The sequence below is a fragment of the Vallitalea pronyensis genome, from assembly GCF_018141445.1.
Taxonomy (GTDB): Bacteria; Bacillota; Clostridia; order Lachnospirales; family Vallitaleaceae; genus Vallitalea; species Vallitalea pronyensis.
This window is the reverse complement of sequence record NZ_CP058649.1, coordinates 1,087,376-1,105,962: the sequence shown is the minus strand read 5'-3', so window position 1 is coordinate 1,105,962 and position 18,587 is coordinate 1,087,376. Positions and strand designations below refer to the sequence as shown.

Genomic DNA, 18,587 nt, shown 5'->3' with positions numbered 1-18,587 from the left:
CCTCATTAGTATACCTTAACCCTATTGGGCTCACTATAAGATGCCTCATTATAATCATTATCTCGAATTACCACGGGTTCTGCTGTATATTCTCCTGCCAGAATCGCTTTCGCCTTATATGTGATTTCAAAACTGCTTAATCCCGTATCTTCTGTGTCGCCACTATGGGAATAGACATGTATATGAGTACGATGCACTTCATCCTCTATCCAAACATATCCATAGGGCTTAATGGTGGAATGTCCTAAATAAGTAAACCCTGCTGGTAACATATCTTCTATGTTAAAATATTTTAGATACGGATCATGGACTTCCACTTTTATATGCACTGTCATGATTTCTCCTTGTTGTATCTCTTCGCCTGATGTTTCCTTGGTGTACCAACGTGTTATGCTATAACGGTCTGTTTTATCAATATCTTTCACCTGACCTGTAAAGGATTTTTCTACTTTGATTTTCCCTTGAATATCGAAGAACTTGATAAGGGATGCATCCTCTGGGGTTAGGTTTAATTCATAATAATCATGATAGTCCATGGTAATGGTCTCTTCTTCACCTGCAATAACATAAGTGAACGCCACTGTTGTGGATTTTGGGATGGTATGCTGTAAGTAGTATAGTCTTTCAGCAAGGGTTGGGTAAAATACATCTTGTGTGCCTTTTAAGTAAAGATACATGGCTTCTGCATCCTCCATATGATCAAGTTTTAATGCCCCTATCATCATCATAGCTGTAAACTTTACTTTATATTTCTCACCATCCATGTACAATACATCACCCTGTTTTTTTAATTGTTTCTTCGCTTTATCATAGATATTTCTGCCCTTCTCCATTTCTCCAATATCCAGTAATGCATGCATAAGGTATAAGGACTCTAGGGTAATGGGTTTATCTTGATATAGCTCATACATTTCGATTACATCAAATAGAATGGGTTCACCTAATAGGGTAAGCCCCCATAAAGCAGCTGCATTTTCTTCTGTTGTTGCTTTCTCATTCATAGCAGCTTTCATTAACCCCTTAATCTGACGTTCTTTATTCTCTACGTATCCTATGGATACTAATTCAGCAGTGGTCACTGCACTTGCTTCACCATAATCGAACCCACCGTATAGACCAGAATGCCTCATGATATCATCAGGTTCCTTAGCTAATGTCAGGTCACACGAATACAATTTATTCAAGGTTTCACCAGCAGCATGGGCAATTACTTTCATATCATTTCTATGGTTACTGCCTCTATTGTAAATAGACATAAGCCCACTATAATGCTTATACACGTCTTCATTAAAAAACCTAAGTTGTACATCTTGCCCATTACTAACAATCTGCATATCCTTTGTTAAATCCTCTTCCAAAGTCATATCAAAATAATGGAAGCTCTCCACAACATCAACCTCATAGGATTCACCGTCTTTGTAAGCGCCAGATTCACCGATGATGGTGATGGTATATTGACCCACTGGCAGCTCACCTATGGGTAGATTTACGTATTGATAACCTTTTCCTGTGGTGACTACCTTATTGGATTCTCCCTTTTCATTCTTAACAATGGCTGTAAATGTCACTTCGTTCTCTTGGGTTACATGAGCACCTGCTGTTTTTACTGTAGCTTCTATAACGTCACCTTTTAGATAGTGATTATTGATAATAGACGATACAAAAAATGGTAGTGTGGTCGTAATATTATATTTCTCTTTACCGGCTCTCAACTGCTTATCCATAGCCGTACACGTAATACGCCAGCTGGTTAAATTATCTGGTATGGTAAACGATGCTTCACCTATCCCCTTGGCATTGGTGGTTATGGTTATAAAGTCTGCTGTATTTTTGAAGTCACTTCGAATAAAATCAGCTTCCCCTTCTCCACCTCGTTCAGGCCCCCCATCACCATAAGTGTTATTATATGCACCTAGGTATTCACCTAATAAGCCTGATCGATAGACAGAACTATATAAGTTATAGAGGACATCGCTTGTATCTTCATACAGCGCAAGGAAAGCCTCGTCAACAATGTTGACGTTTACATCCCCTTGAACAGGTTTCTGATCTTTATCTGTTACCTTGACTGTCACATTTGCTTGATCCCCTGGTTTATAGTTCTGTTTGTCTGTCTCGATCTGTATAGCTAATGCTTCATCTTCGTAATCATACTGTATGATTGTATGACCTGCTTGATGAAGGGAGTTTCCATCAAAATAGATGGCATGTAATTCAGCATTGGGCACATATTTGCTATGGTAAGGGATTGTGGTGGTTGTTTTATCGGTTATACCATAATCCATGATACCGTCTTGACAGATAAAATAGAGTACTTGATCATGTTCTCTTTCTTCTGTTATAGGAACAAATCCTTGTCGAATATCCATCTGCATGGGCTGATTCTTTTTGTAACGTATTTGATCCAAATGGCATGTGTAACCTCTCATGTGATAATCTTGATAATGGTTAGAAGCTTTGGAATAATACATCTTTTCCTGTATGTTACGCCCCTTACTATCTTGTGTGTTGAGAAGTATCTTATATCCTCTTTCAGGTAATACCTTATCATAACTGACTGTTAAATGCCCATCATCATCTGTTGTACCCGTGATTGTTTTAACTGTATTTTCGTGCCATTTGTAATCGTACACATCATAGGAAACTTTACTTATATAATCGTAGCCTTTACCTTGATAAATCTTCTCATAATATGTCTCAACAATATCAATGGAAACAGGTTGCCCTGATATTTTATCCCCTCGATAATCTTCATATTGATAAGTTTTTCCTTGAAAACCATCAAGATTAATCTGATGAATGGCCACATGAATCGCCATGGATTCATCGGATTTTTTCTTAACCTCACCTTCTACCATGATATCTCTTGGAAAGACAATCAGCCCTGTATAATCTTCAACATAGACCTGTTCAAGGCCTGCATATTGAGTACTAATTCTAGCATAAGATGGTCGCCAATCGCTGGTAGTGAGACTAGGCGTCAATATTAATTCCTTATGGCCCTTGGCATCACATGTTTCATGGGATTCATTTGTTTTAAAAAAGCCTCTGCCTCTTAGTTGAATGTCTGCATGGGCAGCCGGTGTTCCTTCATAGAATGTTGCGTCAGCTGTATACTTAACGGTATCACCCATCATGATATAATCTTTATCCAAATGGGTACTAAGGCGGATTACTGGCTTTTTAAAGTCTGCTATGCGTAAATATTGTCTTTTTATTTCTTGATTATCCATTAATACGATCACGTACACATAGCTTTTCAAATAGTTATCCAAGTGAAATTCCGTTTGATACGTACCTATATCCGATAAAGTTACTTCTTTTTCCTCTATTAGTCTACCGTCATTATTTTCAATTTGAATTTTCACTTGCTCTATAGCCTTACCATCTCTTCTCTGAGCAAATCCAAAAATTTGAATGTCATCTGTAGGCAGGTATAGCCCCCGGTCAAAATACAGATAAGACCAGTATAAAGAACGATAATTTGGCTCATGCTTGCTCACGTCTGTTGGCAAGTATAATGGTGGTTCATTATTGGCTTGCAATGTAATCCAAGATGTGGCTTCTTGATTAAGACTCTTATGGATGATGGCAAGACCATCCTTATTGGTTTTCCCCAGATGTTCCCCATTAACGATAACTTTTGCATCCATCACCGGACTACTATGGGTACTGTCAACCATCCAAACAAGGAATTTATCTTTATCCACCGCTGTATACCCATTGAAAGGTGATACTTGAATGAACATACGGTCCATGGAATTTTCATATTTTACGGTTAAAAAGTAATAGCCTTTTTCCATCTGCTGTAATTCTAAGTAATGGTTGTGATCATGATGCTTCACTTCTATTTGATAGCTGTGTTTTTCCGTTTTCATGGTGTTGACGTACTCTTGCATGGACATGGTATCATGTTGCTCATAGCCTTTAATAAATGCTTGTTCATCACCAAACTTATAGACTGTTATATCCACCACTTCACCTTTAGCATCACCAAAGTAACACGCTAATACTTGTGGCGTATCAGGATGAAAAAACGTCATGTTACCAACAGACCCTCGAAGATTAATGGTTGGACTTTTTGACGCATAACGGTTGGTGTGAAAAGAAAAGACGTAATCTTGTTCAAGGGTTTCTACGCCGTTACTATACCCTTTTTTAATGGTGATGGTATAGTCTATATCCTTTTCCAGGTGTATATCTGGTACAAAGATAACCTTATTTTCATGGTATTGAAAGTTCCCTGTTACTGCTGGCTGTATAATAAAATAGTCATCTATTTTCTTTCCATCAAGGTCCTTTGTAAAAAAACATTCTATACCGCTATCGATTGGGACATACTCACCTTGATCTGCTGGATGTGTTGAGGCAACCATAAAAGCTTTTTCTGTTTGGAAGGCCCATCCTTTGGTCTCTTCCCCATTTTCATAGGTTAATTTAACAATTTCATTATGGTTGTAAGCTTCCTTAACAGATACAATGTAAGCTTTATCATTAACCTTTTCTAAGCTGTAATCCTTGCTTGGACTTAATCGAAGCTGTTTTTTAATTGCGCTTTCCTTCATGGGCACATTGGACGTAATCTTGAATGTAGGTTTTGTTACCATACCATACTCCGTATTGACCATGGATTCTACTTCCATGACCATATCCTTATAGACATGATGGTCATCCTTTATGGTGTCTTCTGGTCTATTTTCCCCATCATGGGTTATGCCTATTTCTGCATCAACGGGCTGGTTTTGATTACCTGACCCTACCATGATACTTATCACAATAATAGTCACCAAGAGAATACTGCCTATGGCACCCCCTATTATTTTTTGTTGCTTTGTCATCTTCGTCAATCGTTCTAATAATTTCATATTAAACCCCTTCCTAAAATAAATACCCTCATTTACACTATTTTTATTCTAGCAGTAATATATTACAGATTATTCCAGAATAGTGTTAAATATTGTTAAAAAAAAGTTACAGTTAAACGATAATGTAATTTCTTTTCTTCCTATTATAATCACCTATAAAACAACTTACGATGGTTTACCTAATGATAACTTAGATCATAAATATTATTATTTTTTATTGGGTAAGATGTTACATTGTGGACATAAAAAACCTTAGTAAACTGGTGATTTACCAGCCTACTAAGGTAATTAAAAGTGCTTATAACATATGACATCTATGAGCAATTAATGTCTTTTACTCAAAATGTTATGACTAACGGTTATGTCACTAAATCTTATATTTAGAGATTTCTTCTTTAAATTCTGTCGTTATATTCTTAAAAGATGAGATACTATCGGTAATGTTCTTAATCTGAACAGTATAATCTGTTACATTGGCACTAACCTGCTGTGCAGATGCTGAATTTTCTTCTGCAATGGCTGCTAGTGATTCAATGTTCTGGAAGACATTGGTCATGGCTTCTGATTCATTTTCCAGCTTTCTTGACGTTTCAATCATCTTATCGGCTACGGTACTGATATTGCTGTTAGCTGAACTTGATGCTGACACGGCTTTTCCTAAACTGTTGTTTTCAGTTACCAAAATCTTGTACTGGCTATCCACATCTTCTACAAGACGCTGAATTTCAAGTACGAATTCACTCAGATTGTGTTTTATCTTATCTACTGCATCATTGGTTTCTTCTGATAGATTTCTCACTTCATCGGCTACCACCGCAAAACCTTTACCGGCTTCACCTGCTCGAGCTGCTTCAATGGATGCATTCAAGGCTAATAGATTGGTTTGTCCTGAAATAGAGGATACCATGGCAACGATCTCTGTGATTTGTTCTGCTTTTGTTTTCAGGTTCACACCATTTTCCTGTACTTGTTTGAAGCTCTCTAATAACTTATTAATCTCTGTTGCGGTGACTTTTACCTCTTGGTAACTGTTCTCTATTTTGCTGACAGATGATTCTAATTCACCTTTATTGGTTTGTTCTTCACTGGCTAAGTTATTAATCTGATTCACATTATCATTTAATGTATAGATAGAACTCTCTGTCTCTTCCGCTTGACTGGCTGCTGCAGTTGCCAACTGTTCCACCACATCGGATATCTCATCGGATGTATTGCTCATGTTAAAGGCTATGTTGGATAAACTCTTACTGAAGGTGTTCATTTCATCCACCATGCCTTTGAATCCAACAAAATCTTTCCTTATATTGGTTTTATAGGTATTAATGGCGTCAAAAATTTCTTCAAACTGGTCACGGGTTTCAATTTTCGCTAAGACACTGTAATCCCGCTGACTAAAGTTATTAATTTCTTTGATGACTTCTTTGTAAGGACGGTAGAGAATCTTAGAGGCAAAGTAAACACAGATTAAGCTGCCGCCAAATAAAGCTGCTGCTGTTAGAGCACGTGAATTATCAACATCTGTGAATGCAAACAACACATCCATATAGATGGCTACAAGAACGGCTGTTAAGATGGATATTTTCACATGTACATTTTTAATAAAACCAAATGAAAATAATTTGTTCATGAAGAAGGATTTTTTATATTGAATATCCTTTTGGAAAGTTAATTTTAACTTAAGTTCACCGTCTTTTTGCTCCAGAACTTGAATATTTATTTCTTCTTTAAAATAGCTTGCTGCTCCTTCTAACAGGCCTCTAAAGTATTCAAACATGCCTCGATCAGACCGATAGGTAAATACTGCTTCGCGAGATGATATGGGTACTAGGTCTAATGTTGGTGGCTTAGCGCCTTTAAATCTTTTCATGACAATACTATGTACATCATTCATGGATTTTAGAAAATGATACAAGGTTTCATGATTAAAAAACCCTGGATAATCTTGTTGAAACGTCACAATATTATCCTTTCCAATATAGCGCCAAAGCTTCGCTTCATCCACATTCACTTTAGATGCAATGGTTGAAAATAGTTTATACACTCTATTGTCTTCAACATCTTCTAAAGGCGAAAATGTCGTATTAGCATTAAATCCAGCAACCTCTAGGGCTTCGTTAACGACACTATCTGAATACTGCTTTCTACAAGTTTTAATCCACGTGGATACGACTGTTCCCTTCATGCTATCACCTCTCCTATACGATTACTATTTTTTGCCATATTTAAAACTTTATGTTAATTTTAATACATTATTAGACAAATTACAATAATAACATGATAGAAATGTTGATAATAAGATTTAATTAAGATTTCTTGTTTTCTATGACCTTAGAACAGTAACATATATGAGGTATTTTAAAATCACAAAATAATCATCCTGTCAATAAGCATCCATGTGCATAACCCCATAACATGCATTAGGTTTTAAATAGTAATTGTGCAGCATATATCACCAACGATACCGTGACAGCGCTAAAAACAGTTGAAGAAAAAACAGTTTGAGAAGCATAATCTGGCTCATTGTCAAATTCGATGGCTAATAACACTGTATTCACTGCGGTAGGCGCAGCAGCACATATCATAATGACTTGGGCAGCTACTCCCTCAATACCTAATAACACAAGGATAAAATAAGCAATAACCGGGCTTATTAATAAACGCATGATATTGGATAGATAGACCTTAGGTATTTTAAAACGCATTTTTGTATTAGCCAATTGAGCACCTAATGTAATCAATGCCGTGGGTACAAGACCTTGCCCTAGGATACTTAGTGCGCTCCATGCAGGTGAATAGACTTCCAAGCTTAGTCCCCGAAACAATACAGCTAAACCAACTGCATAGATCATGGGAATCTTCAATGTATCAAGTAATGCTTGTTTCACACTTTTATTACCAACACTTGAGTTAAAAATTCCAAAGGTGTTGGTCAATACATTTTGGGTTAGCATCACGATAATCTGGATAGAAAAAGCATAGGGTGTATTGTACAATAACTGAACTAATGGAATACAATAGTTACCGCTGTTATAAAAACAAATGGAGTTAATGAAAGCCGATTTTGTTTTTTTGTTATACCGATTAACCCTTGACAGCACCAGTGACAGCACATAAATCACGCCAAACAGCAATACATTCACACCTACAATACGTAAAAACAAAGTAGAATCCAGTGCTGTTTCATATATTTTGGTAAACAGTAAAGCAGGTATAAAAACATAAAATTGGATTTTGGCTAAAGTACCTGTATGTATGTTGAACTTCTTATTCAAGGCATAGCCTATACCTATTTGCAGAAAAATAGGTAAGAGTATGTTGATAAAAACAAATAGTATATGTGTCATATTCCCTCCCAAATCAGCTTATTATATGTTATTTTTCCACACATGGAGACTATCCTTAATAACGTCTTTTATACGTGTTGTATCTTTTGTTTTTAGAATATCAATCATATTGTCATGGTGGTTATTGTGTATAAAATCCAACACGTGTTGTGACTCAATTGTTTTCTTAATGGAGAAGTGAAACAGCTCCATAATACTTTTTGCCATGCGCGAGATAATCGGATTTTTTGTTAAATCGGCTAATGCACAGTGAAACTTTAGATCTAGATTAGCCGCCAACGTATGATTATGGTCGCTTAATGCTTTTGACAAATCCTGTTGCATGGTTGATAGCATTTCAATTTCTTCTTGACTGACTTTATTAACAATCAATTGAAGAATTAATTCTTCGATGGACTGTCTCGCCTCTAATACTTGTTCCTTTGAACTTTTTTCCAGAATGATACTGTAAAAGAGAATATCCACTTTTGAAATATCCACTTTGTCCTTAATGTAGGTGCCATCACCTCTTCTAATCTCAAGAACACCAATGGCCGATAACATCTTGACCGCTTCTCTTACTGAGTTTCTACCCACACCTAGGGTTGTCATCAGCTCATTTTCTGTAGGTATTTTATCACCTGGCTTTAACTGGCCAGATATGATGGCATCTGACATTTGTTTGACGATGGTATCCACCACGGATTCTTTTTTAATTTCCTTAAACATGCTGTCAGCTCCCTAACCTAGTATTTTTTCCTCACCATTTGCTAAATAAACTTTTGCAGACCATTGATCGGTGTGCTTAACCTGAACAGCTCCTTGCATCCAATTCCATTTGTAATGCATGGAGAAGGGTTCCACATAACATGTATCCACATAATCGCCATTATTGTAAAACTCTACATAATCAATGGTTTCTGGATAGAGACTTGCTACCCTTAACCATCGCTGGTCGTGCCAGATGCTATCCTGCTCTAATCCTTGCAAATAGAACTTATTATGCTCTTCTTTATGTACTAACCCTAGCTCAGCCGCTAAACGTTCAGCGAAAAACTCATCTTCTCCTCTGGTGATGGACCAATCTGCTGGAGGCTCTTGTTTGGTCATGTTATTATAGTATCCCCAAGAAACCCCTTCTTTCATGGCTACAATCATATTACCAATGGCTTGGGAATCTTCATTGCATACAATGGGTTTGTTAGGTGCATATCCTTTTGTCTGTTTGATCAGTCTATAAAACCCTTGTCTGGATAAGCCGTTTCCATGAATAAGAACCACATCACTGGCTTCACATACTTCTTGATTCACCACACCACCAGTACCGCTTGACCCCACAAGCATACCGCCTGATGCTTCTTTTGCTATATGAATTAACGTGGACATACCTTCTGCTTCACCAATAATAGCATGTTCTTTTACTAAGTTAAATTCATTACATACTTCAATCATAACGTTGGTATATGCTTTTTCTTTTAGGACATAGCACACCGTTTTTAATGCATTCACGATACTTGCCGCATTCTTCATTGCTCTTACCTGCCCAGGATAGAAAACACTGACGATAACAACCATACCTATTGCATCAGCAGCAAGAATTAATTGATGAAGCCGTTTTAGATAGGCTTCATCAATGGTCAAGCCATCTTCTGAAAAAGGATTATTTTTGATTGTGGCATTGTCCGTTGTAAAACATGGTCCTCCACCTTGTAAGCCTACTGTAAAAGCTCGTAAACCTTTTTCATACCAGCTTGGTAAAGCTTCTATGAGATTGGTTGTATTTTGGCTAGGGTCGAACATCCTACCAAAACGGTTAAAACGGCTAACGTCTTCCTTATCATCAAATATACCTTGAATAAATCGAGCATTCATTAAAAGCCCACGGTATTTCTCTGGCGTCCTCTGGTCCTCTGAATAGATCAATGAACCATTAATTAAAAATTGGGTCCCCTGAACAGTTACTTTTGTTTGATACATATTTCTTCCCTCCACATACTTTGATTTATGTTTCATTATACATAGGTTATCATACATCCTACGTATTTTCAAGATATTTTACAATTTATTCCTTCAATGTAAAAAAGTTATCTGTGAGCAGTTATTCTATATAATATGTACTCATTATGATGAAACCAACTTATTAAAATATTTATTTATTATCCTATTATTCTTTCTCGTCTAAGAAATCTCCTGCAATAACCGCTCATGAAGATGAGGTAAAATAGCTGGATATGTAAGCTGCTCTGGTAGTTGATGACTTAAAGTTACCTCACCAATTTCCATTTCAGGTAAGTCACCTAATACGTTGACCTCTGCCATATATAATCGACCATAGCTTGTTTCATGACCAGATGTCACACTATAGTCACATACAGATTTAATGGTGAACTTTTCTGCCCCTGTCTCTTCATATAACTCGCGTTTAGCTGTATAATCAAGCTGTTCGCCTATTTCACGATGTCCACCTGGAAACTCCCAAGTATCCCTTTCTCTGTGTTTAACAAAAAGCCATTGCCCATCCATTCTAGCCCCTATAACAGCAAACTTGATAGCTGAATCTTCTACTTGTCCTATTTCTAAAACTTTTACTTCCATTTTTCATTTCCCTCTTTTCATGACATAACTATAGTCATTATAGCGTTTATAAACGTTGGAAGCAATGGATTATAGGGACATATATTATTTTTAGATATTGATACTAACATTGGCAATGGATTTTACACTAGTATTTATCATGATAGATTATCACCCAGTGGACACCCTCATCCTCTTCTGGGCTGTAATTTTGAAATTGGATATAAAGTTGTCCTTTTTTTACCCATGCTTTATAGGCTAATACCTTATCTCCCTTTAAGGGTGTCAATATGATCTTATTAATAAGGTCAGGTGTAAAACTAAGGGTATGGCTGACAACTGGGAAAATGTATTGTCCGTTGATACATTTATTACTGCTTAAGTATTCTTTTCCAATAACTTGCTTGGTATTTGCTAAGTCTTCCAGCATATGGGACAGAAGTTTACTGCGCTCTTTATCCATCCATTTATGAAGAAAGCGTTTTAGAGCTGTATATGTGACAAAACCGGCTAAGGCAATTAAGAGCCCTACAACTGTAAAAAAAGAACTGTAGATAAATTTCATGGCATCATACATGACCCCCACTTCACCATGCATGATTTTTACTTGCTCTGTTGTACCCAATAATACATATAACCACATAAAAAATCCCCCTTGTCCTTATAATATATACAGTAACAAAAGGGATTAGAACTAATCATGATGAAATGCTTTGCTTCTTATTTCATGAATACAAGTGTTGGTTAATCGTATAAAATCTTCATTATCCTTTAGATGAAGGTCTTTTTTCAAGTCTCTATTGGATGCTTGGTCAAAGGCACTGTTGGTGCCATGACACCGAACAGCTTCCCGTGTTTTTTTATCATATATAAGAAACATGGTACCTTCCTTTCTTAGGGGTTGTTTCTTATATTTTTGCCATTCTTGTATTTTTTAAACAAATAGTAAATCCTTAATATGCAACAAGGAGTAGGCTATTCATACGCCTGCTCCTGAATTGTTATAATAACTTGCTTTTTACATACCTGATATGTTCACTCCATGAACAGGTGTTTTTTTTATGCTTATTGTCAACTTATTTGATATTCTGCATCTGTTAATAATACCTTTATCTGATTGATGCTATAACCCCTTCCTTCTTCGGTATGGGTGTGAATATCACGTGGGTTAGCACCATACTCCCCATACAATTGGTTGACACCAGCTATAAGGGACATGGGTGTTACTTCATGAGCATTCATGGCTCTTGTGGGTTCTGATACAAGCCTTGCTACAGCAGCTATTTTTGTCAGTTCCAAGGAAGTTATTTGACCTTTGTCGTAAAGAGGTGTTCCTGCTATAGGAACACGACGCATAACAGCCATCACGCTAACGCCATAATCCCTCGCTCTGATCATCTCGTCGGCAATTTCATCATAAGTATGCTCTGGACCTATGGGTTCTACACAATAGTAGAGTTCCAATCCCACTTCCTTAATCGCATCTAACGTTGCTATTCTAACCTCTGGTAAAATATCTGTATCAATGCCCTCTCTTAATCGATGAATATGGTAAACACCTGTTACCCCTATTTTTTTAAGCCTTCTACCAATATCCCTATCAAAGTCACCCATATTGACAACTAATCGTATGTGCTCTGGTATCAGTTGACGGGCTTGACTGACGATGTCTAAGAATGCCTCCAAATCATAATCAGCTGTAATCATCAAAAATATATCATGTACACCGCTCTCAACAAACTGTTGTATTTCTTGTTGAATGGCTTCTTCACTCTTTTTCCATTCACAATCAACGGCATAATGGGTACTCCCAAGGGAACAGAATTTGCAGTTTTTAGAACATGGTTCCGCATTCAAGCCTATTTGAGCAAAGACGTATCCTTGATTATGGTATGTTTTTCTGGTTAATTCATTGGCAGTGGCAATCAATTCATAAAATAAAGGAGATGCTTGGTCAACTTCCAACAATGTGAGCGCATCTCTTTTACTTAGGGTAATACCTTTTCTTGCTTTTTCTAGAATCTTACTAATCATTATGCTACACTCCTCTATCCTATCATAATTTGTATGATATTAGCATAGCATAACGACGACTATGTTTCTTGTAGGATTTCTTTATTTTTTGTACTAAATTGCCCTGTGTTCTTTACAAGATTTTATTTAACAGTTCTCTAAGGGCAATAAGTTCTTGATGGGATAATGTAATGCCTTTACCCATCTTCTCATGGTCAGGAGCCCAATCGCGTAAGTCATATTTGGCTTCTCGTCCATTCCAGCTAATTCGATTCAATTCTTTTTTCCATCCTCTATTGGATTCTGATACGACACCTAATTCTTCTACAATATCATATTTTATATCTGCCATGGCATAATCCTCCATTTTCTATTAAGCAAGCCACCCTCATTCCCTAAGTTAACCGTTATAGGATACGTGCTTGCATGCTTAATCCCTAATCATGGGTAGAATTATTATAACATAATGTAAAAAGATATTTAAGGTCAATATTTTAGATAAATAAGTTACTTGACAATAAACCACGTTGCAAGTTCATTAGCGATTAGCTCATGACCTTTTCTATTTGGATGATTTCATTTAATATATCATCTAAGTATAATAATCTATTGCTATTCACTTTATCTCCTTACATGTTCTATCCTATTTCTAAGTCTATTGCATTGGCGTTTTCCTTTAACTCATGAAATATTGCGTATCTCCTAATTTCTTCACAGTCTATATCTAAAGAACCAAAACCATTATTCCATTTTCCATACATAAATTTTGCAAGTGATTGAACAGAACCAATATAACGACTTAGATCTATTCCACTATTCCCTTTGAATAGACTCATAATTTCTTCTATTTTAGGTAGCAGATGTTTCAGTTGATGACCTATTCTATCAATGCACAATAATGCCTCTAACTGCATTAACAAATCTTCATCATCCCCTAGAAATCCATTTATTGTATTCTCTGCTATACAAATTATATCCTGTCGAGTAGATACACCTATCAACAATTCAGCAACCGAAATTCGTACCATTGGACTTATGTCGTGCAACTTAAGAATTAGATGGTCGATTATCTCTTCATCAAGCAATGGCAACTTATATAAAACTTGGATTGTCCAATAACGAATTGAGGGATTCTCATTTTCTAAACCCGCAATTAGTTCTTTTTTATTAACATCTTCATCAAACATCATGTCACATATGTTTAATATATTAACAAGAGGGTATATATTAGGATCTTGAATCATATCATAAGCTGTTTTTCCATTTGGTAAACATTGATACTCACGTTCCATAAGCAACCCACCATCTTTGATGTCAATCATCCATTTCTTCAATAGCTGCCTCATGACAACTAATTGATCTTTGAATGCCTTGGAATCAACCAGATTATTCATCTGAAATGGATCAGTCTTAAGATCATATAATTCCTCACATGGTTTTTCTGGCAAATAGAAGGCATTTCTTCTATCATATGCACCATCCTTTATATAATGATTTTTAACGTCTGTCTCATTACTAGCCATAAAATAAGGCGCACATAGAACCATATATGGCGATTCACTCCAGCCTCTACTGGGATAAAAATTTCTCACATACAGATATCTATCGTCTTTTATAGTACGAGAAATATCACAACTATTATCCGTTCGATTTCTGTATGAAAATGAACTATTCCTTGCTTTTGACTCATCCATATTGAGAATGTCACGTCCTTGAAGATATGCTGGACATTTGGCATTACCCAACCGGAGTATAGTTGAAGCAAAATCCACAAAATCAACTGGATATTTGATTACTTTTCCAGAAACATAATTCTTGGCATGTGACTTGAATTTTTCTGGTATATGAATAATCAAAGGTACATTTGTTCCCTCATTCCATATATTCGACTTTCCACCTGGTATTCCCATTCCATTATCACCAAAGAAAAATATGATGGTATTATTAAAAATCCCATCTTCCTTCATTTCATAAATCGTTTCACCAATCATACGATCCATAGCTGTTATACATTCATGATACTGCCCCCAGATTTCTTTGGTGTTTGGATTATCGACATGATATCTAGGTATGTGCAAATTATTCCTATCTCTATAATGTTCTGGTTTTGTTCTTGGAATAATCTGACGACGATGTTCTTTTGGCGTTCCTGGATATCCATATTTTGACTGATGCGTTACTGCGTAGGTATGCATGAAAAAAAATGGTTTACCTTCAGTACGTCTATTCCATGCATGTTTCAGTTCTTTAACAACTTTTTCACTGTCACTTCCAAAGTCGGATTCAATGATTGTATCCCAACCTGTAATCTTACCATCCGTGTACGTTTCACAAAAATTGTAATCTGTTTTGTTTATACCTGTATAGTATCCTGCTTCTTGCATAAACTCAGCAAATATTCTTATATGATCTGGAATCTTTACATGGCTGCGATGATTTGAAACGCCTGCTACAGTAGGATACATTCCTAGAGCAATTGCAGTTCTAGCCGCTGAACATACCGGGCCTACACTTGAAGCATGTTCATATCTCATCCCCTTTTCAGCCAATTCATCTAAGTTTGGTGTAATAGCATCTATGTCTCCATAACATCCTAAATTTGGACAAATATCCTCTGCAATCATAAATAATATATTGGGTTTCATCTAACTCCTCCTATATCAAAGAATTTGCTTTGTCATTGGGTAATTCAATTCACCCATAAACTTCAAAGCTATAATGAGCAGCACACACATCTTCTGGTAAACCATTATAAACTATTTTTATGTACCTAGCTTCAATATTTAAGATATCTGTTCTAACTTGTTCCATTGAGGTCTGACCCGTTTGATTGGATGCCGTTTCCCAATGGATTCCATCATTGGATACTTGAATGACATAAAGATAATTGGCTTTTTTCTCAAATTTCACCTTAGTACCTTTTACGTAAACAACTTCGCCTAAATCAACTTGCCACCAATGACCAACTTCATAATCTGCTGCTTTCCATAACGTATGGGCAATTGGCTCATTTCCCTTTTGTGCGGAAAAAGATTCCTCTAATTCACTGTCTGCAACTGCTTTTTTACCAATGGCTAAATTTATACCACCTAAATCTTTTTTTGCATCACTCTCTCCAGCTAAATGAAACTGTTCAAAGGAATCTATCGTAACCGAACACGCGCATGAGTTATTATCATGCTCCATATAACTCAAAATAGAATTCCATAAACCTATTTGCTCTGGTTTTAACTGACCTCTAAAATCAAGTCCACAAAAAAGAACTTTTGACTTACCAACCATCACCTCAAATAAAGAGGACCTTCTGTTATTATCATTAAAATTTGGAATTTGCCTAGTTATAGGTATTAACTCATGTGATAAATATCCATACTCTACAGTGAACGCATGATCAATCATATAGCCCCACAACGCATTACTATATTCTTGTGTCGGAAAATCCCTAAAAATCTCATGTTCCTTATTTATCCAAGTTCCACAACTATCGTCACTACTAAAATGTACAGGACTCCAAAAGACAGGGATATATTTTGAACTTTTCCCATGATTGAAGTCATCCATTGAAGGGAGATATAGTATTTTTTCACCCATCATAATACTCTTCTTCATTTCCACATTGTAAGCATTATATATCTTAAATGTTTTTTCTTGAAGAGGATTTGAATCCTTCATAACCCATAATGTCCATTCATTCTTTATTTCTGTGCCTAAAATTTCAACTACTAAAGTTAATTCAATATTATCCGTAAAAATATCTAATTCAATATCATTTAAGCTTTCAAGCTTTTTCAGTTCTCCTTGTGGTATGAAGTCCTTCTTAATTGTTCTTGTTTTATGTGTTTTCCCGGTTTTATCAATTAGAGATACTCGCAAAGTCGCGTCAACAAGGTCTGAATTTCCATAATTGGCAATGAGAACATGGAAAGTTAATACGTCACTGGTATCCCATATGTATTTATCAAGTTCTACTAATGGCACGACATCGCTAAAAAATTGTTTAAATTGATGAGGTTGAATCAATCCTTTAGTATCCCAAAAGGCATCAATAATACCAACAGTAGCCGTACCCTGACCTGGAAAGTCATGTAAATCAAGAAGTTGTACGCCACCTAAACCAGTGGTTCTCAAGGCAGCCTCTATTTCTGCTTTATATAAATCAACAGCTAATCTACCTGATATAGACGTAAACATATCAGCTTCATCCAAAAGTCCTTTTGATTTTAAATCCTCATATATACATAGAAAGTTAGTAGGAATTAAGCATCCATCATATTTTCTTATCTCTGACATTTGTGGGTATACACAATATTGCCCCACTTCATGTACCACTATAGGCATATTTCTCTTAGTAACAGCTTCACTATAGTTAAGTTTAGTGCCTTCAACTAGCTCTTTCAAGAAGTACTGACCTCGTAGTCCGATACCATCAACTGTTTGCGCTACAAAATATTCATCTAGTTCATCCACTGCTCTGTCCCAGTTTGAAGTCAAAGTAGAGAGAAAACGTTTATCTTCACTGAAACAATGAACAATATCATGAAGCAATGAAAAATCTCCATTAAGTTCATTACCATTGCTAAATAAACAGAAAGACGGGTGACTTGCGTAATGTTTTACTATACGTTTAGCCTCATCCATCAAATATGTATAATGACTTTCTTCACAACCAACTGTCATCTCACACCATGTATCCATCCATATAGGTCCTTCTACTTGAAGGTATATGCCATACGCATCCGCACATTCAAAAGCGATCTCAGGTGGGCACCATGAATGAAATCTCAAATGATTTAGACCATATGATTTCATCGTTTTAAAAATCTTTATCCAATAGGGGCTTGTTGTTGGTGGATAACCTGTTTTTGGAAAAATGCAGCATTCTAAGGTTCCTCTTAAAAAAACTACGCGATCGTTGATTGAGAATTGCGTTTGATGCACCTTTATATCACGAAAACCTATATGTTTTGATAAGCTATCACAAATTTTCCCTCCATGATCTAAAACATTTAGAGTTAACTCATATGTATGTGGTGTAAATTCATCCCATCCTTTAAGTTGGGCATCTACATTTACAGTGAATTCACTAACCATATCACCAGATTTTAACTTAATTGGTTCCGACCACATTTCAAGTTGTTTTCCATCATCTTTTAATATGATTTGAACCTTAGTACCATCCGTTTTTATAGCTATATCTGTAATGGTATGCATTTTTATTCTAATATTTTTTTTGCTTAGAGATGTGAAGCAATCCATGTGTTGGATTGAAATTGGATTCATCATCTGCCAGCTCATTCGCCCTATAATACCATTCCAAATAGTCTGAGTTTCATCTGTGTAGGCACTAGAGAACTCGCCAATTTTTTGAACATCTCGATTATCTATACAAATAGTAATGGTGGTATATTTTTTACCTCTTTGCTTTTGTACTTTATAAGTATGTGGTGTTGATAAGCTGTCTTGTACACCAAGTTCCATACCATCAATCCATACTTGTGATGAAAACATGACGCGTTCAAAATAAAGCAAACTATTTAGATGATTAGTATCTTCAGGAAGAGTTATCGTTTTCTGATACCAAGCTCTTCCCTTATATCTATACTTTTGTCTAAGCCTTTTTAGTTGTTCTTTGACAGTTAGTTGGCTAACATCCAGCTTCTCTCCTAGACCAAACTCATTTGTTGTTCCTGGCAACATAACTGTCTTACCATCTATTATTTGGTTAAACCATTTTTCTTTAATACCCATATCTTGTGGATCAAGCTTACATATCCATGATCCGGATAAGTCATATTCTTTTCTCATCATTCTT

General features: G+C 36.1%; 12 protein-coding genes. All 12 read right to left on the bottom strand.

All coding sequences use genetic code 11. From position 1 onward, the window contains the following. Nucleotides 1-5: 5 nt before the first annotated feature. The 12 genes from HZI73_RS04590 to HZI73_RS04535 all read right to left on the bottom strand — a co-directional run bounded on the left by HZI73_RS04590 (nt 6) and on the right by HZI73_RS04535 (nt 18,583). Nucleotides 6-4,865, bottom strand: a complete 4,860-nt coding sequence (locus HZI73_RS04590; RefSeq protein WP_212697084.1) for an Ig-like domain-containing alpha-2-macroglobulin family protein — start codon at nt 4,863-4,865, stop codon at nt 6-8. A 367-nt stretch (nt 4,866-5,232) separates the two neighbouring features. Next, nucleotides 5,233-7,047: a heme NO-binding domain-containing protein gene (locus tag HZI73_RS04585; RefSeq protein ID WP_212697083.1), complete on the bottom strand. Its 1,815-nt coding sequence runs from the start codon at nt 7,045-7,047 to the stop codon at nt 5,233-5,235. Between the two features lie 235 nt (nt 7,048-7,282). Continuing rightward, nucleotides 7,283-8,209, bottom strand: a complete 927-nt coding sequence (locus tag HZI73_RS04580) for an AEC family transporter (RefSeq protein WP_212697082.1) — start codon at nt 8,207-8,209, stop codon at nt 7,283-7,285. A 21-nt stretch (nt 8,210-8,230) separates the two neighbouring features. Continuing rightward, nucleotides 8,231-8,917 (bottom strand): FadR/GntR family transcriptional regulator, encoded by a 687-nt coding sequence (locus HZI73_RS04575; protein ID WP_212697081.1) that lies wholly within the window; start codon nt 8,915-8,917, stop codon nt 8,231-8,233. Between the two features lie 12 nt (nt 8,918-8,929). Further along, nucleotides 8,930-10,165, bottom strand: a complete 1,236-nt coding sequence (locus tag HZI73_RS04570; RefSeq protein WP_212697080.1) for a cellulase family glycosylhydrolase — start codon at nt 10,163-10,165, stop codon at nt 8,930-8,932. 201 nt (nt 10,166-10,366) lie between these two features. Next, nucleotides 10,367-10,783: an NUDIX hydrolase gene (locus HZI73_RS04565; protein ID WP_212697079.1), complete on the bottom strand. Its 417-nt coding sequence runs from the start codon at nt 10,781-10,783 to the stop codon at nt 10,367-10,369. 127 nt (nt 10,784-10,910) lie between these two features. Next, nucleotides 10,911-11,405, bottom strand: a complete 495-nt coding sequence (locus tag HZI73_RS04560; RefSeq protein WP_212697078.1) for a hypothetical protein — start codon at nt 11,403-11,405, stop codon at nt 10,911-10,913. Nucleotides 11,406-11,456: 51 nt separating this feature from the next. After that, on the bottom strand, nt 11,457-11,642 hold the full coding sequence (locus tag HZI73_RS04555) for a hypothetical protein (protein ID WP_212697077.1): 186 nt from the start codon (nt 11,640-11,642) through the stop codon (nt 11,457-11,459). 191 nt (nt 11,643-11,833) lie between these two features. Further along, nucleotides 11,834-12,796: a radical SAM protein gene (locus HZI73_RS04550; RefSeq protein ID WP_246552358.1), complete on the bottom strand. Its 963-nt coding sequence runs from the start codon at nt 12,794-12,796 to the stop codon at nt 11,834-11,836. A gap of 112 nt (nt 12,797-12,908) precedes the next feature. Then, on the bottom strand, nt 12,909-13,127 hold the full coding sequence (locus tag HZI73_RS04545) for a YdbC family protein (RefSeq protein ID WP_212697076.1): 219 nt from the start codon (nt 13,125-13,127) through the stop codon (nt 12,909-12,911). Nucleotides 13,128-13,413: 286 nt separating this feature from the next. Next, complete coding sequence (locus tag HZI73_RS04540) at nt 13,414-15,420, bottom strand: sulfatase-like hydrolase/transferase (protein WP_212697075.1); 2,007 nt, start codon at nt 15,418-15,420, stop codon at nt 13,414-13,416. 49 nt (nt 15,421-15,469) lie between these two features. Next, complete coding sequence (locus HZI73_RS04535; protein ID WP_212697074.1) at nt 15,470-18,583, bottom strand: galactose-binding domain-containing protein; 3,114 nt, start codon at nt 18,581-18,583, stop codon at nt 15,470-15,472. Nucleotides 18,584-18,587: the final 4 nt, after the last annotated feature.

Bases quoted from the DNA above. Each gene is read 5' to 3' on its own strand.
- HZI73_RS04590 (WP_212697084.1), bottom strand. From the start codon at position 4,865: ATGAAATTATTAGAACGATTGACGAAGATGACAAAGCAACAAAAAATA.
- HZI73_RS04585 (WP_212697083.1), bottom strand. From the start codon at position 7,047: ATGAAGGGAACAGTCGTATCCACGTGGATTAAAACTTGTAGAAAGCAG.
- HZI73_RS04580 (WP_212697082.1), bottom strand. From the start codon at position 8,209: ATGACACATATACTATTTGTTTTTATCAACATACTCTTACCTATTTTT.
- HZI73_RS04575 (WP_212697081.1), bottom strand. From the start codon at position 8,917: ATGTTTAAGGAAATTAAAAAAGAATCCGTGGTGGATACCATCGTCAAA.
- HZI73_RS04570 (WP_212697080.1), bottom strand. From the start codon at position 10,165: ATGTATCAAACAAAAGTAACTGTTCAGGGGACCCAATTTTTAATTAAT.
- HZI73_RS04565 (WP_212697079.1), bottom strand. From the start codon at position 10,783: ATGGAAGTAAAAGTTTTAGAAATAGGACAAGTAGAAGATTCAGCTATC.
- HZI73_RS04560 (WP_212697078.1), bottom strand. From the start codon at position 11,405: ATGTGGTTATATGTATTATTGGGTACAACAGAGCAAGTAAAAATCATG.
- HZI73_RS04555 (WP_212697077.1), bottom strand. From the start codon at position 11,642: ATGTTTCTTATATATGATAAAAAAACACGGGAAGCTGTTCGGTGTCAT.
- HZI73_RS04550 (WP_246552358.1), bottom strand. From the start codon at position 12,796: ATGATTAGTAAGATTCTAGAAAAAGCAAGAAAAGGTATTACCCTAAGT.
- HZI73_RS04545 (WP_212697076.1), bottom strand. From the start codon at position 13,127: ATGGCAGATATAAAATATGATATTGTAGAAGAATTAGGTGTCGTATCA.
- HZI73_RS04540 (WP_212697075.1), bottom strand. From the start codon at position 15,420: ATGAAACCCAATATATTATTTATGATTGCAGAGGATATTTGTCCAAAT.
- HZI73_RS04535 (WP_212697074.1), bottom strand. From the start codon at position 18,583: ATGATGAGAAAAGAATATGACTTATCCGGATCATGGATATGTAAGCTT.